The organism is Acidovorax sp. Root275, assembly GCF_001428965.1.
In the GTDB taxonomy this organism is placed as follows: Bacteria; Pseudomonadota; Gammaproteobacteria; order Burkholderiales; family Burkholderiaceae_C; genus Acidovorax; species Acidovorax radicis.
Map to the genome: position 1 here is coordinate 397,952 of NZ_LMJH01000009.1, position 14,335 is coordinate 412,286.

General features: G+C 66.5%; 12 protein-coding genes. 2 read left to right on the plus strand and 10 right to left on the minus strand.

From position 1 onward, the window contains the following. Window positions 1-23 precede the first annotated feature (23 nt). From lptC to ASE52_RS16865, 3 genes are all read right to left on the minus strand, one after another. Complete coding sequence (lptC, locus tag ASE52_RS16855) at window positions 24-638, minus strand: LPS export ABC transporter periplasmic protein LptC (RefSeq protein WP_035197631.1); 615 nt, start codon at window positions 636-638, stop codon at window positions 24-26. A 76-nt stretch (window positions 639-714) separates the two neighbouring features. After that, complete coding sequence (locus ASE52_RS16860) at window positions 715-1,275, minus strand: HAD hydrolase family protein (protein ID WP_057227746.1); 561 nt, start codon at window positions 1,273-1,275, stop codon at window positions 715-717. 130 nt (window positions 1,276-1,405) lie between these two features. Next, on the minus strand, window positions 1,406-2,407 hold the full coding sequence (locus tag ASE52_RS16865) for a KpsF/GutQ family sugar-phosphate isomerase (RefSeq protein WP_010464880.1): 1,002 nt from the start codon (window positions 2,405-2,407) through the stop codon (window positions 1,406-1,408). Between the two features lie 127 nt (window positions 2,408-2,534). Between ASE52_RS16865 and ASE52_RS16870 the strand changes: the two genes are divergently transcribed. Then, the gene (locus ASE52_RS16870; protein ID WP_010464882.1) at window positions 2,535-4,520 is read left to right on the plus strand and encodes a monovalent cation:proton antiporter-2 (CPA2) family protein; all 1,986 of its coding nucleotides are present in this window, start codon (window positions 2,535-2,537) and stop codon (window positions 4,518-4,520) included. A 216-nt stretch (window positions 4,521-4,736) separates the two neighbouring features. Here the strand turns inward: ASE52_RS16870 and ASE52_RS16875 are convergent, their stop codons facing one another. Then, complete coding sequence (locus ASE52_RS16875) at window positions 4,737-7,790, minus strand: EAL domain-containing protein (protein ID WP_057227748.1); 3,054 nt, start codon at window positions 7,788-7,790, stop codon at window positions 4,737-4,739. A 192-nt stretch (window positions 7,791-7,982) separates the two neighbouring features. On the opposite strand from ASE52_RS16875, the gene ASE52_RS16880 reads away from it, so the two are divergent. Then, window positions 7,983-8,537: an adenine phosphoribosyltransferase gene (locus ASE52_RS16880; protein WP_010464886.1), complete on the plus strand. Its 555-nt coding sequence runs from the start codon at window positions 7,983-7,985 to the stop codon at window positions 8,535-8,537. 84 nt (window positions 8,538-8,621) lie between these two features. On the opposite strand, the gene ASE52_RS16885 is transcribed toward ASE52_RS16880, so the two are convergent. The 6 genes from ASE52_RS16885 to ASE52_RS16910 form a co-directional block, all read right to left on the minus strand. Then, the gene (locus ASE52_RS16885) at window positions 8,622-9,536 is read right to left on the minus strand and encodes a hypothetical protein (RefSeq protein ID WP_029414184.1); all 915 of its coding nucleotides are present in this window, start codon (window positions 9,534-9,536) and stop codon (window positions 8,622-8,624) included. A gap of 110 nt (window positions 9,537-9,646) precedes the next feature. After that, window positions 9,647-10,147 carry a cyclic nucleotide-binding domain-containing protein gene (locus tag ASE52_RS16890; protein ID WP_010464890.1) on the minus strand — a complete coding sequence of 167 codons (501 nt, stop codon included), beginning with the start codon at window positions 10,145-10,147 and terminating at the stop codon, window positions 9,647-9,649. Window positions 10,148-10,312: 165 nt separating this feature from the next. Further along, complete coding sequence (mnmE, locus tag ASE52_RS16895) at window positions 10,313-11,740, minus strand: tRNA uridine-5-carboxymethylaminomethyl(34) synthesis GTPase MnmE (RefSeq protein WP_057227750.1); 1,428 nt, start codon at window positions 11,738-11,740, stop codon at window positions 10,313-10,315. A gap of 90 nt (window positions 11,741-11,830) precedes the next feature. Then, complete coding sequence (gene yidC / locus ASE52_RS16900) at window positions 11,831-13,537, minus strand: membrane protein insertase YidC (protein ID WP_010464894.1); 1,707 nt, start codon at window positions 13,535-13,537, stop codon at window positions 11,831-11,833. After that, the gene (gene yidD / locus ASE52_RS16905; protein WP_010464896.1) at window positions 13,534-13,827 is read right to left on the minus strand and encodes a membrane protein insertion efficiency factor YidD; all 294 of its coding nucleotides are present in this window, start codon (window positions 13,825-13,827) and stop codon (window positions 13,534-13,536) included. Before yidD ends, yidC begins: the two co-directional genes overlap by 4 nt. Further along, the gene (locus ASE52_RS16910; RefSeq protein WP_057227752.1) at window positions 13,824-14,321 is read right to left on the minus strand and encodes a ribonuclease P protein component; all 498 of its coding nucleotides are present in this window, start codon (window positions 14,319-14,321) and stop codon (window positions 13,824-13,826) included. The genes yidD and ASE52_RS16910 overlap by 4 nt, the downstream gene beginning before the upstream one ends. Window positions 14,322-14,335 lie beyond the last annotated feature (14 nt).

Consider the following 14,335-nt stretch of genomic DNA (forward strand, 5'->3'; position numbering starts at 1 on the left):
CGGGTTCCGAATGGGGCAAGGTACTAGGGCTTGGCCACGCCGGGCTGGAGCACGCCACGCACACGTCCGCGCAGCTGCAGCACCTGGTCGAGGTTGTCGTAGTCCATGCCATCGGCGGTAAAACGGTCGTTGCCGCGGGTGAGTGTGACGGGCTTGTCAGACCGCACGCGTTCGGTGTTGGTGTAAGCGTGCAGAAATTCGCTGCGGAACTCCAGCCGGGGCTGGGCGGGCGATCCTGGCTTGGCAGGCAGGGGCTCTCGCGTGACGATGGCGTTGCCAAACAGCTGCACTTCCGAGCCATCGGCATTGGTCAGGGCCCGGTCTGCCGTGGCCACGGTGAGGCGGCCGAGCGGTGTTACCGAGCGCATGCGCGCGTTGTCGATCTCCAGCGTATCGGTGTCGGGGTAGTGCCGCGCCTCTTCGCCTTGCACTTCACTTTGCAGGCGCCCCGTGGCGTCAAAGCTTTTTACCGAAAACGACTTCATGAAATAGTCGGGCTGGTGCCCCTGCTGGCGCTCGGCAGTAGGTAGCAGCGGCATGGGCGCGTTGCGCACCAGCCACCAGGTGCCCAGCGCCAGCAGCCCCATGAGCACGACGGGCAGATACAGCGAGAACTGTTCCCAGCCCTGGCGAACCATGTTGCGCGTCACGGCGTTGCCTCCGGGCCGGGCACGGCAACCTGGCAGAGGGGCAAAGAGCGCAGGAAATTCAGGCTCATGCGGTGTACTCCGCCAGCAGCGCGGCGTAACGCCCGGTGGCCACCAGCAGCAGATCGCACAGCTCGCGCGCAGCGCCATCGCCCCCATGGGCCCGCGTCACAAAATGGGCGGCATGGCGCACTTCGGCCTGCGCGTTGGCCGGGGCACACGCAAAAGCACTGCGGCGCATCACCGGCAGGTCGGGCCAGTCGTCGCCCATCGCGACAGCCTGGGACCAGTCCAGCCCCAGCGTGGCCAGCATCTGCTCGGCAGCGGGGCGTTTGTCTTCGGTGCCGAACACGGCGTGTTCCACGCCCAGCGCCTTCAGGCGCACGCGCAGCGGCGCGGAGTCACGGCCCGTGATGACCGCAGGGGTGATGCCCGCCTTTTGCAGCAGCTTGAGCCCATGCCCGTCCAGGGTGTTGAAGCGCTTGAGCGTTTCACCCGATTCGCTGAAATACAGGCCGCCATCGGTCAGCACGCCATCGACATCGAAGAAGGCAATGCGCACGCCTTGGGCGCGCAGCAGCAGCTCGGGGGGAAATTGCAGCACAGGAAAGGTCACGTCAGAAGTCATCACGCAGCGTTTGAACAAGCACGGCAAAAGCCAGCGCACCCGTGGAACCGGCTTCGCCGGGCCAGGGGGTGCGTCCCCCCTTCAAGGGCGGAAGGCGCGAAGCGACTCAGGGGGGTCCTCTCCACGGGGGTCATATGACTTTCGCTCGCATCAGGTCGCCGATGTGCACGACCCCCATCAGCACACCTGCCGCATCGGCCACCAGCACGCTGGTGATGCCGTGGGCTTCCATCATTTCCGCGGCATCCACCGCGAGGGCATCCGGGGCAATGCGGCGCGGTTTGGGGTGCATCACCTCGGCCGCCGTGGCCGTGCGCAGGTCGGCCCCGGCCTCGATGCGGCGGCGCAGGTCGCCGTCGGTGAAGATGCCCAGCACCTGGCCGGCTGCATCCACGATGGCCGAGGCGCCCAGTCCCTTGGCGCTCATCTCGCGCATGAGGTCGCTGAAAGAGGCGTCGGGCGCCACGCGCGGAACCTCGCTGCCGGTACGCATGACGTCGCTCACATGGGTGAGCAGCTTGCGCCCCAGCGCACCGCCGGGGTGCGAGCGGGCGAAATCTTCGGGGCGAAAGCCCCGGGCGTCGAGCAGGGCCACGGCCAGGGCGTCGCCCATGGCCAGCTGGGCCGTGGTGCTGGCAGTGGGGGCCAGGTTCAGGGGACAGGCCTCGCGCTCCACGCTGCAGTCGAGCACCAGATCGGCATGGCGGGCGAGCGTGGACTGCAGCCCGCCGGTCATCGCGATCAGCGGGGCGCCCAGGCGCTTGAGCACGGGCAGGATGGCGGTGAGCTCGCCACTTTCGCCGCTGTTGGAAATGCCCAGCACCAGGTCGTCGCCAGTGACCATGCCCAGATCGCCGTGGCTGGCCTCCGCCGGGTGCACAAAAAACGCAGGCGTGCCGGTGGAAGCCAGCGTGGCGGCAATCTTGCGGCCCACATGGCCGCTTTTGCCCATGCCCATCACCACCACACGGCCCCGGGCCTGCAGCACCATCTGCACCGCCTGGGCAAAGATGCCATCGACGCGGGCCGCCAGCCCGGTCAACGCCGCCGCCTCGATGTCAAAGGTCTCACGGGCCAGGCGCAGGGCCTGCTCGGCATCAAAAGGGGGCAGCGTGGCGGGGGCAGGGGTCATCCCGAGGATTCTATCGACCGGGGCATGCCCGCACGGGGCGAAGATTTTTTTGCCATCGCTCTGGCACGGAGCATGCTTCGAGCAGAAAACACCTGGGCCGCCTGCGAGCCTCGGATAGCATCGAACCATGTCCTCCCTCGCCCTCACCTTGCTTTACCTGTTGGCCGCAGTGCTGGGTGTCGTGGTCTGCCGCAGCCTGAAGCTGCCACCCATGCTGGGCTACCTGGCCGCTGGAGTGCTCATCGGCCCCCATGCGCTGGCGCTGGCACAAAACTCGGAAGGCGTGCGGCACCTGGGCGAGTTTGGCGTGGTGTTCCTGATGTTCGCCATTGGCCTGGAGTTCAGCCTGCCCAAGCTGCGCGCCATGCGGCGCCAGGTGTTCGGCCTCGGGCTGATGCAGGTGGTGCTGACGATGGTGGTGGTGACTGGCACCGCACTGCTGCTGGCCCGCTGGGCGGGCGGTGTGTGGGACATGGGCTGGCAGACCGCGCTGGCGCTCTCGGGCGTGATGGCCATGAGCAGCACGGCCATTGTGGTCAAGCTGATGGCCGAACGGGCCGAGCTGGAGAGTGAACATGGCCGCCGTGTGATGGGCATCCTGCTGTTCCAGGACCTGGCTGTGGTGCCGCTGCTGGTGCTGATTCCGGCCCTGGGCTCGTCCCCCGACGAGTTGCTGACGTCACTGGGCTGGGCGCTGATCAAGGCGACCGTGCTGGTGGGCATTCTGCTCACTGGTGGTCAGCGGTTCATGCGCTGGTGGCTCACGCTGGTGGCGCGGCGCAAGAGCGAAGAGTTGTTCATGCTCAACCTGCTGCTGATCACGCTGGGCCTGGCCTGGCTGACGGAGCTGGCCGGGCTGAGCCTGGCCCTTGGAGCCTTCATTGCCGGCGTGCTGGTGTCGGAGACCGAATACCGCCACCAGGTGGGCACGGACATCCGCCCGTTCCACGACGTGCTGTTGGGGCTGTTCTTCATCACCATCGGCATGATGCTGGACTGGCACATCCTGGTGGACCGCTGGGCGCTGGTGCTGGCGCTGCTCACGGTGCCCTTGCTCCTCAAGCTGGTGATCATCCTGGTGCTGGCCCGCAGCATGGGGGCCACCACCGGCGTGGCCCTGCGCACCGGGCTGTACCTCGCCCAGGCGGGCGAATTCGGTTTTGTGCTGTTGTCGCTCACGCAGGCCAACGGGCTGGTGCAGCCCGCGCTGATGAACCCCATCCTGGCGGCCATGGTGCTGTCGATGCTGGCCACGCCCTTCCTCATCATGTACAGCAACCGCATCGTGATGAAGCTGGTGGCCAGCGACTGGTTGCAGCAGTCGCTGCAGATGACGTCCATTGCGCGCAAGTCCATCAACACCAACAAACACGTGATCATCTGCGGCTATGGCCGCTGCGGGCAGAACCTGGCGCGCATGCTCGAGCATGAGGGCATCCCCTACATGGCGCTCGACCTGGACCCCGACCGAGTGCGCCAGGCCGCCGCCGCCGGAGACTCGGTGGTGTACGGCGACGCCACCCGCCTGCAGGCGCTGATGGCGGCCGGTTTGGTGCGGGCCAGTGCCGTGGCCGTGACCTACATCGACGTGCCTGCGGCCCTCAAGGTGCTGGCCAACACGCGGTCCCATGCACCCCACGTGCCGGTGGTGGTGCGCACGCAGGACGACGCCAACCTGGACAAGCTGCAGGCCGCCGGCGCCACCGAGGTGGTGCCCGAGGCCATCGAGGGCTCGCTGATGCTGGCCAGCCACGCGCTGGCGCTGGTGGGCGTGCCCATGCGCCGCGTGCTGCGCCTGGTGCAGGACCAGCGCGATGCCCGCTATAACCTGCTGCGCGGCTACTTCCACGGCGCCGACGACGACACGGCCAACGAGCGCGACCAGGAGCGCCTGTCCACCCTCAACCTGCCGCCCGGTGCTACGGCCCTGGGCCGCAGCCTGGGCCAGCTGGCACTGCCCGCCATGGGCGTGCGCGTGGTGAACCTGCGGCGCGGCAACGGCCACATGAGCGACGCCGTGGACGACGCGCAGCTGGCCGAAGGCGATACGCTGGTGCTCTCGGGCCACCCAGCGGCGCTGGCGTTGGCGGAAGACAAGTTGCTGCGCGGGTAGCAGGGTACATCCCCCTGAGGCACTGCGTGCCTTCCCCCTTCTCTCTACGCGCTACGCGCTCCGGGAAGGGGGACGATGCCCTCGCTGCGGGGCGGCCCTTGCTTGGCATCTCTCGCCTGATGCGTGCCAGTTGCTGAGGCTGACGCCAAAATTTGAATTAAATATGGCTCTAGCGCTTATCTATCAAGCTCCAATAGCTATATATTTAATAGCAATCTACAAAAACTCGGCGGGCCCGGGCCGCCCGAACAGGTAGCCCTGGAACTGCTGGCAACCGTTGCGCAGCAGAAACGCGCGCTGCCCTTCGGTTTCCACCCCTTCGGCCACCACGTCCAGGCCCAGGCTGTGGGCCAGGGTGATGATGGTGCAGGCGATGGTGGCATCGTTGGGGTCGGTGAGCACGTCGCGCACAAAGCTCTGGTCGATCTTGAGCTGGTCCAGCGGCAGGCGCTTGAGGTAGCTCAGCGATGAATAGCCCGTGCCAAAGTCGTCCAGCGAGAAGCCCACGCCCAGCGTGCGCAGCGCCTGCATCTTGAGGATGCTGTCCTCCACGTCATGCAGCAGCAGGCTTTCGGTGAGTTCGAGCTTGAGGTGTGCCGGGTCCGCCCCGCAATCGCGCAGCACGCTGATCACTTCCTCGGCAAAGTCGGGTTGCCGGAACTCCTGCGCGCTCACGTTCACGGCCACGCTCCAGCCTGCGGTCTGCGGCGCTGCGGCCCAGAGCGCCAGCTGGCGGCAGGCCATGGTCAGCACCTGGCGGCCCAGCGCCAGGATCAGGCCGGTCTGCTCTGCCAGGGGGATGAAGTCCCCGGGCGACACCATGCCGCGCAGCGGGTGGTTCCACCGCACCAGTGCCTCGGCCCCCAGCACCTTGCCGGCCTCGTCCACCACCGGCTGGTAGTGCAGCAGGAACTCGTTGCGCAGGATGCCCTGCCGCATGTCGCCTTCCAGCGCCGACCTTGCAGACGCCGCCGCCTGCATGGCGGGGTCAAAGAAGCACAGCGTGTTGCGGCCCTGCGCCTTGGCCTGGTACATGGCCAGATCGGCGCGCTTGAGCAGCTCCTGCACGGGCAGCTGCACACCGCGAAAAAGGGCAATGCCAATGCTGGGCGTGCTGTGCACTTCGCTGTTTTGCACCAGATAGGGCTCGTTCAGCGCCGCCAGCACCTTCTGCGCCACGGCCTCGGCTTCTGCGGCCGCAGCGTCCACTTCGGCATGGAGGCCCTGCAGCACCACCACGAACTCGTCTCCGCCCAAACGTGCCACCGTGTCGGTGGCACGCACGCAAGCGGCGATGCGCCCACCCACCTGCACGAGGAGCCGGTCGCCCCACTCGTGGCCCATGGTGTCGTTGATGCCCTTGAAGTTGTCGAGGTCCAGGAACAGCAAGGCCCCGTGGCAACCCTCCCGCGCGCACGCGTTGGCCGTGCGGTCCAGGCGGTCCATGAGCAGCCGCCGGTTGGGCAGGCCGGTGAGTTCGTCATAGAAGGCCAGGCGCTGGATCTCGGCCTCGGCCAGCTTGCGTTCGGTGATGTCGCGCGCCACGCCCCGGTAGCCCGTGAACTGGCCGGCCCCATCAAAGATGGGCTCCCCGCTGATGGAGACCCATACGGGTTTTCCATCCTCGGTCAGGCGCTGCATTTCGAAATCGTGGAACACCTCGTGTGCCTCCAGCTGACTGCGGTGCGCGCGCCACTGGCCCTCGCTCACGAAGCTGTTGGGCAGCTCCCAGCGCGTGCGCCCGTAGTGCATTTCGTCGGGCACACCGGCTTCCTTGTAGGGGTTGCCGTCCAGGCGCACAAAGCGAAACTGCGCGTCCTGCTCCCAGTACCAGTCGGAGGACAGGTGGGTGAGGCTGCGCCACCGCGATTCGCTCAGGCGCAAGGCCTCCAGGGTGCTCAGGTAGTCGGTGACATCCGTGAAGGTGCGCACGCGCCCCCCTGGCTCCAGGGCACGGGTGCGCACTTCGATGTAGCGGCCGTTGTGGGTACGCCGCACATAAGCGTCCGGCATGGTGAGCTTGCCGCCGTGGGCAGAATATTCCGACGCCACATAGTTGCGCGCCATGGGCTCAATGAGCTCAAACCCGGTGCCGAAATCGCCCCGCTCGGTCTGAAAACGCACCACATCCTCGACCTTGGGCTGGGTGGCCAGCAGGGATTCGGGCAGATCCAGCAGTTCCAGATAGCGCCGGTTGTAGACCCGGATCCGCCCTTCGGCGTCCACGTTGGTGATGCCTTGCGACACGCTGGCCAGCGTGCCTTCGAGGGCGCGCGTCTTCTCCGCCAGCAAGGCGCTGGTCCGCTCCAGCTCTGCCTCGACCGCCCTGCGGGCCAGCTCGGCGCGACGGGCCATTTCCAGCTGGCCCACGGTGTTCAGCAAGGGTTGGAGGAACTGCACATCCGCCGCTGAATACCCCTCGGGCCGGTTGGCCAGGCCCACCATGGCCACCAGCTCGCCCGCCGCATGGATGGGCAGCCCCAGGTAGGTGCGCAGCGCGGGATGGCCCGGGGGCGTGCCCGCGCTGCGCGGGTCGTGGTTCGCATCGTTGGTGAGCACCGGCTCGCCCGACACCAGCGCGGCGCCCACCAGGGAGTGCAGGTTGTCGAACACCATGCCTTCTTCCGCGTGCTGGGCATAGAGGGCATGGGAGGCCTCGTCCCAGCTGATGTCCGTCATCGCATGCACCCGCAGGAAGGGATGCCCGTCGGCGGCGCGTTGCACCTGCCCGACCAAGCCAAAGGCGCTCTGCGTGAGCGACATCAGCTCCTTGAGCAAGGCTTCGAACGCGGCGCGGGGCCCGGAGCTGGCGATGAACATGGCCTGCGCGAGCGATATCGCCTGCAGCAACCGGTGCTGCCGCGTCAGCATGGCCTCTGCCACCAGCCGGGCACGGGCGCTGGAACTGCGCTCCAGCACCGAATCAATCTGCGCGGGCAGGGTCAGCAGGTAGTCCAGTGCGGGGTCCTGCACGGCATAGTCATCAAAGCCGTGGCGCATGGCCTGGGCCGCATGGGTCTCTGCGCCCCGGCGCACGATGATCATGGCCGGGACGCCATCGAGCAGCCGCAGCAGGTCGAAGGCCGAGCCATCGACCGTGCGCTGCGCAGCCAGCACGATGTCTGGCCTGCGGCGCCCCAGGTAGTCCCGGGCCTGTGCCAGCGAGTCCGCCACATCCACCCGCCAACCCGACCACGGGTCTGCAAGCGCATCCACCACCGCCTGCGCGTGGTGGGGATCGCTTTCGATCAGCAGAATGGAGATGGGCATGGCCGATCGGCGTGGTGGAGTGGTCCAGCGTGCTGCTACCAGGGGTGTAACAGCACAGAAACATTATGGGGGCTCGCAGCGCTCCGGGCACGCCTTCGAAGCACCCCGCCCCGGCTGGATACACTTTGCCCCGCAACGGCCTTTGGCCTCCGCGCATTTGCCCGTGCAGCCCTTCTCTATCCCCTGGACCCCATGCAGCCACTCAGCGTCAACGAATACCTCCGCCAGCACATCCGCACCGTGCCCGACTGGCCCGCGCCCGGCGTGCAGTTCCGGGACATCACCCCGCTGCTGCAGGACCCCAAGGTGTTCCGGGTGCTGATCGACGCCTTTGTGCACCGCTATATGGACAAGGCATTGCGCCCCGATGTGGTCGCCGGGCTGGACGCGCGCGGCTTCATCCTGGGCGCCGTGGTGGCCTATGAGCTGAATGTAGGGTTCGTGCCCATCCGCAAGAAGGGCAAGCTCCCCTTCACCACGGTCGAGGAAACCTATGAACTCGAGTACGGCAGCGCCACCGTGGAACTGCACACCGATGCCGTCAAGGCAGGCGACCGGGTACTGCTGATCGACGATCTGATTGCCACGGGTGGAACCATGATGGCCGGCAAGAAGCTGCTCGAAAAGCTGGGCGCCACGGTCACCGAGGGCGCCGCCATCGTGGATTTGCCGGAACTGGGCGGCTCGCAGCGCCTGCGTGAATCGGGCCTGCCGCTGTACACCCTGGTGGATTTTGCAGGGCATTGAGGCCGCGCATCCGCCGCATTTGACGCTCGCAGAAGAAAAAAGCCCGCTGCAGGGAAGGCTTGGCCTCTGTGGCCGTCGAGCCGATCAGTTCAATTCGCCGTACTGGGTGCTGCTCAGGTCCGGCGCCGGGCCATCGGCCCCGGGCATTTCGGTGTCCTCAAAGCCCGTGGGCTGAGAAGGTGGCAACAAGGGCCCTGAACGCACGGGCACACCGGGCTTGGCCGCAGCCAGAGGCGCTGCAGCGGTGGTGCCTGCCGCCGAAGCCAGGGCGCGCTTGAACGCAGCCACTTCGTCCGCCTCGATCGGTTCGTACCGTGGCGCCGGGCGCGGTGCCGCGGCTGGTGCTGCGGGCACCGCCGCAGGCGCAACCGCCGGAGCGGCCAGGGGAGGGCGCAGGGGTGCAGGGGCCGTGGCGGCGGCTGCCGGCACGGGCGCCACCGGGCGGGCCGGTGCAGCCACCGGCGCCGGTGCCGCGGCCACCGGGAGCGGACGCCGGGCCAAGGGTGGCGCTGCCTGCAGGGAAGCCCCCTGGGGCGCAACGCCCTTCTGAGGAATGCCCACCGCCACATGGTCATTGATGCGCCAGTACACGGCGGTCACCAGGATGTCGTAGCGGGTTTTGGCCGTCTGGGCGATCAACGCCTCGATTTCACTCAGGCGCACGGTCTCACCGCCGTATTCGCGCGCCAGATCCATCATCACCAGGAACTGGCGGCCGCGCTGGTCCAGCGACAGCACCTTGAACTTGTAGCTGGCCGACAGCACACCAGCCCGCACCATCGCGTCGCGGACCACGGTGTAGAGCAGCTCGCGGCGCTCCATGCGCTCGTTCTTGCGGTTGGCGGCATGTTCTGGCGGCAGGGGCTCCACCAGAGGTTTGCCTTGGCGGCCCGGTGAGAGAGGTACCGTGGCATCGGCATTCAACAGGCCCGACGGTTCGGCCATGGGCCGGGGCTTGGGGGAAGCAGGTTTGCGGCTAAACCAACTGAACAGAGACATGGCTTGCTTTCTACGGGACGGCGCCAGAAAAATCCAAATTGAGTGTAACTTGCTGTACACACATTTTTGCCCCGCACAAGCCCGCAGGCCGCAACTGCATCGGTGGTCTGTCAGGTGGCCGCAACGCGGCGGCGGCGATTGCCCAGCCGCTTGGCCAATACAGCGCCAGCGGCCATCACCAGGCCCAGCGCAATGGCGGGCTGGCGGATGGAAAGTTCGGTAAAGCGGATCGCCGGCAGGCTCCACAGCTTGCACGGCGCACTGGCCTGCACGGTGGCGCTGCGGGCGCGGTGCGAGAAAAACGCGCCTTCGCCCACCACGGAGCCCGCCCCCACGATGGCCAGGCGCAGGCGCTCCTTTTCGTCCTGGTAGTGCACGCTCAGGTTGCCGCTTTCCACCAGATACAGGGTACGGTCCGTGGCGCCCTGGGTGAACAGCACCTGCCCAGCAGGCATCACCACGGGCAACAGGTAAGACGACAGGACATCCCACTGCGCAGGGGTCAGCGGATTGATCATGCTGTCGTCGGCGCTGGCCTGGGCAATGGCATCGATCAGACCCGACAGGTCTATCTTGGAAACAACAGGCGTGACAGGCGTGGAAGCATTCATGGTTCGCCGAAAGTACCCTTGTTACAGATTGCGCACAAGCGCTGTTTACGTCCGTTTACAACATAAGCGACAGGCGGCGGCCTCTGCTTCCTGGCCGGAGCCCCGCACGTCCATCCACCGAGGACAGCGGCGGTGTGGCCGCCCCCCGCATGCTTTTTTGCGGGCCTATTTGCCGATACAAAAGCTGGAGAAAATGACGCCCAGCAGGTCGTCCGAACTGAACTCGCCAGTAATCGCACTGAGGGCGTTCTGTGCCAGGCGCAGCTCTTCGGCCAGCAGATCCAGCGCCGGCCCCTGCGCCTGCAACTGGTCGGCCGCCTCTTGCAGGTGGGCCCCCACGGCCTGCAACGCCTCGACATGCCGGGCCCGGGCGATGTAGAGGCCTTCCGGCGCGGACTGCCAGCCCGCCACCTGCAGCAGCAGGCGCCGCAGGCCATCCAGCCCCTCGCCCGTGCGGGCAGAAAGGCGCACACCTGGCCGGGTTTCCACGGCCGCCGGGGCCGGTGCTCCCGCCGGGGCGCGGTCGAGCTTGTTCCAGACATCGATCACTGGAATACTTTTTGGCATTTTTTCGGCCATGGCGCTTGCTATACCTGCGTCACCAGCTATGTATTCAGGAGCATCCACGCGCTCCAGGTCATGCAGGAAAAGCACCGCGTCGGCCCCCGCAATCTCGTCCCAGGCGCGTGCAATGCCGATGCGCTCCACCTCGTCGTCGCTGTCGCGCAGGCCGGCGGTGTCGATGATGTGCAGGGGCACGCCCTCGATCTGGATGGTCTGCTGCACCTTGTCGCGCGTGGTGCCGGCAATGGGCGTGACGATGGCCAGCTCGGCGCCCGCCAACGCGTTGAGCAGCGAGCTCTTGCCCGCGTTGGGTTGGCCCGCGATGACCACCTTGATGCCCTCGCGCAGCAGCGCGCCCTGGCGCGCGCGCTGCATTACGGATGCCAGCGTTTGCTGCAATTTTGATAGCTGCCCGTGCGCATCGGCCTTGCGCAGGAAGTCAATTTCTTCTTCAGGGAAGTCGAGCGTGGCCTCCACCAGCATGCGCAGGTGGATCAGCGCGTCACGCAGGCTGTGGATTTCCGCAGAGAAAGCGCCGGTCAACGACCGGCTGGCGCTGCGGGCCGCCGCCTCGGTGCTGGCGTCGATCAGATCGGCGATGGCCTCGGCTTGGGCCAGGTCGATCTTGTCGTTCAGGAAGGCACGTTCAGTGAACTCACCCGGCTGCGCCAGGCGCAGGCCGGGCAGGCAAGGCTGGCCAGTGGCGGGGTCGGCGGTCGCCCCCGCCTCCAGGCAGCGCGCCAGCAGCAGTTGAAGCACCACGGGGCCGCCATGGGCCTGCAACTCCAGCACGTCTTCGCCGGTGTAGCTGTGCGGGCCGGGGAAGTACAGCGCCAGCCCCTGGTCGATGGCCTGACCCTGCGCATCCCGAAACGGCAGGTAGGTGGCCTCGCGGGGCTTGAGCGCCCGGCCGCACAGCGCCTGCACCAGCCCACCGATGGCGCGGCCGGACACCCGCACGATGCCGACGGCACCCCGGCCTGGAGCGGTGGCGATGGCGACGATGGGGTCTTGGTGGCGGGCAAGCATGGGGGCGACTTTACAAGGGTGGGGTGCAGGTGGAATGAAAAAGGCCGCTTGCGCGGCCTTCGGGGTTCGTGCTGTCTCAGCGACTCAGGGTCACTTGAAGCTAGGCAGGTTGAACTGCGGCGGTACGCCCATGCGGGTGTTGATGAGCCACTGCTGCGCAATCGACAAGATGTTGTTGGTCAGCCAGTACAGCACCAGGCCGGCCGGGAAAAAGAAGAACATCACGCTGAAGATCAACGGCATGAACCACATCATCTTGGCCTGCATCGGGTCGGGTGGCGCGGGGTTCAGGGCTGTTTGCAGCAGCGACGACAGCGTCATCAGCAGCGGCAAAATGAAGAACGGGTCGGGCGCCGACAGGTCGTGGATCCAGCCGATCCAGGGCGCGTTGCGCATTTCCACGCTGGACAGCAGCACCCAGTACAGGGCGATGAACACGGGGATCTGGATCATGATGGGGAAGCAGCCACCCATGGGGTTGACCTTTTCCTCGCGGTAGATGCGCATCATCTCCTGCTGCATCTGCTGCGGCTTGTCCTTCAGGCGCTCGCGCATCTCCATGATCTTGGGGTTGATGGCCTTCATCTTGGCCATGCTCGCGTAGGCCTTGGCGTTGAGCCAGTAGAACGCGATCTTGAGCAGCAACACCAGCGCCACGATGGACCAGCCCCAGTTGTTCAGCAGCTTGTGCAGCTGGTCCAGCAGCCAGTACAGCGGCTTGGACAGGATGGTGAGCCAGCCGTAGTCCTTGACCAGTTCCAGGCCGGGGTACAACTTCTCCATCATCGTCTCGACCTGTGGGCCGGCGAACAGGCGCGCGTCCAGGGTCTTAGTCGCACCTGGCTCGATCGCGCCCAGGGAGGTGAGCATGCCCACCGAGTACAGATTGGCGTCGACCTTGCGGGTGAAAGGCTCACGCTGCACGCCGTCGGCCAGCAACCAGGCCGTGGCAAAGTAATGCTGCACCATGGCCACATAGCCATTGGGCGCATCCTTGGGGATATCGACCTTGCCGTTTTCGATGTCCTTGAACTCGATCTTCTGGTACTTCTTGGCGTCGGTGTAGACCGCCGGGCCCGTGAAGGTGGAATAGAACGACGACTCACCCGGCGGCTTGTTGCCATCACGCACCAGTTGCAGGTACAGCTGGGGCGACACGGCGGCGCTGCCGGCGTTGACAACCTCGTGCTTGACGGCAATGTCGTAAGCGCCGCGCTTGATGGTCCAGGTCTTGAGCAGCTTCACACCACCTTGCACGGGCGATTCAAAGCGGATGCTGATTTCGTCTTCGCCGTCCTTGAGCTCGCGGGGGCCGGGCACCACGGTCATCGCGGTCTTGTGGGTGGGGAAGGTCCCGCCGATCAGCCCCGTCTGCGCCACGTAGACGCGCTGCGCGCTCTCGTCCAGCAGCAGGAAATTGCGGGCCTTGTCGGTCATGTCGGCGTGCTTGAGCAGTTCGGCATGCGTGAGCGAGCCGCCCTCGCTGTCAAACACCAGGCGGTACAGGTCGGTCTTGACCTCCACGCGCTCGCGGGTGGCGGGCGCTGCCGCCGCAGCGGGCTGGCCGGGCACGGCCGAGGCACCCGACGCCGCAGCGGCCACGGGCGCACTCGTGGCAGGCACGCTGGCGGCCCCGGTCGCGCTGGACGCAGCACCGGCAGCGGCGGGCGCCGTCACGGCAGGCGTGGAGGGGAAAAAGGTGGCCTTGTTGCCGTTGTGCAGCTGCCACTTGTCCCACAGCAGAACCATGGAAAAGCCAAAAATCACCCACAGGATGGTGCGGCGAATGTCGTTCATGAAGACTTCTTTGGTGAGGATGGTTGGTTGGTGGAATGGGAAAACCGCGAGAAAAGCCGCATGCTGCGCGGCAATTGTTGCGGGACCGGGTCATGGCCCCCGTCACACCAGGGGTGGCAGCGTACCAGCCTGCGCACCGTGAGATAGCTGCCTGCCGCAGCGCCATGCTGTTCCAGCGCCTGCAGCGAATAGACCGAACAGGTGGGCTCGAACCGGCAGGCCGAACCCAGCCAGGGGCTGAGAAACAGCCGATAGCCCTTGACCACACCGATCAACAAGCGCTGCATCATGGTGCAACCGCCTCTGCCGCCACCGGTGAAACGGGGGCAGAGACCGCACCACCCGAACGCCGGGCGGCATAACCAAACAGCTGCTGAAGCTCTGCACGCACCGCCTGCTTGAGCTGGTCGGACGTGGCGCTCACGAACTGCTTGCGGTCAAACGCCGTGCGCAGGCGCACCACATGGGCCGCCTGGGGAAGCCGCGCTTCAAACGTGGCGCCCACCGTGTAGATCTGCCGCTTGATGGTATTGCGCGTCACGGCGCGGCGCGCCCAGCGCTTGGGCACCATGGCACCCAGCCAGACGCCCTGCACGGCAAACAGGGCCTGCGGCCCTTGCGTTGACGGCAAGGAACCGGGCCCTGTAGGTGCATTGGCTTGTCCAGCAGGCGTGCTGCCGTCAGTGTCCAGAACCAGACGGTGCAACGCAAAATGCGCTGTGCGGGAGACAGTGCCCCCTGCCATGGCTGCCTGGAACTGCGGACGGGTTTTCAGCCGTTGCATGCAAGCACCCCGTT

Bases quoted from the DNA above. Each gene is read 5' to 3' on its own strand.
- lptC (WP_035197631.1), bottom strand. From the start codon at position 638: ATGGTTCGCCAGGGCTGGGAACAGTTCTCGCTGTATCTGCCCGTCGTG.
- ASE52_RS16860 (WP_057227746.1), bottom strand. From the start codon at position 1,275: ATGACTTCTGACGTGACCTTTCCTGTGCTGCAATTTCCCCCCGAGCTG.
- ASE52_RS16865 (WP_010464880.1), bottom strand. From the start codon at position 2,407: ATGACCCCTGCCCCCGCCACGCTGCCCCCTTTTGATGCCGAGCAGGCC.
- ASE52_RS16870 (WP_010464882.1), top strand. From the start codon at position 2,535: ATGTCCTCCCTCGCCCTCACCTTGCTTTACCTGTTGGCCGCAGTGCTG.
- ASE52_RS16875 (WP_057227748.1), bottom strand. From the start codon at position 7,790: ATGCCCATCTCCATTCTGCTGATCGAAAGCGATCCCCACCACGCGCAG.
- ASE52_RS16880 (WP_010464886.1), top strand. From the start codon at position 7,983: ATGCAGCCACTCAGCGTCAACGAATACCTCCGCCAGCACATCCGCACC.
- ASE52_RS16885 (WP_029414184.1), bottom strand. From the start codon at position 9,536: ATGTCTCTGTTCAGTTGGTTTAGCCGCAAACCTGCTTCCCCCAAGCCC.
- ASE52_RS16890 (WP_010464890.1), bottom strand. From the start codon at position 10,147: ATGAATGCTTCCACGCCTGTCACGCCTGTTGTTTCCAAGATAGACCTG.
- mnmE (WP_057227750.1), bottom strand. From the start codon at position 11,740: ATGCTTGCCCGCCACCAAGACCCCATCGTCGCCATCGCCACCGCTCCA.
- yidC (WP_010464894.1), bottom strand. From the start codon at position 13,537: ATGAACGACATTCGCCGCACCATCCTGTGGGTGATTTTTGGCTTTTCC.
- yidD (WP_010464896.1), bottom strand. From the start codon at position 13,827: ATGATGCAGCGCTTGTTGATCGGTGTGGTCAAGGGCTATCGGCTGTTT.
- ASE52_RS16910 (WP_057227752.1), bottom strand. From the start codon at position 14,321: ATGCAACGGCTGAAAACCCGTCCGCAGTTCCAGGCAGCCATGGCAGGG.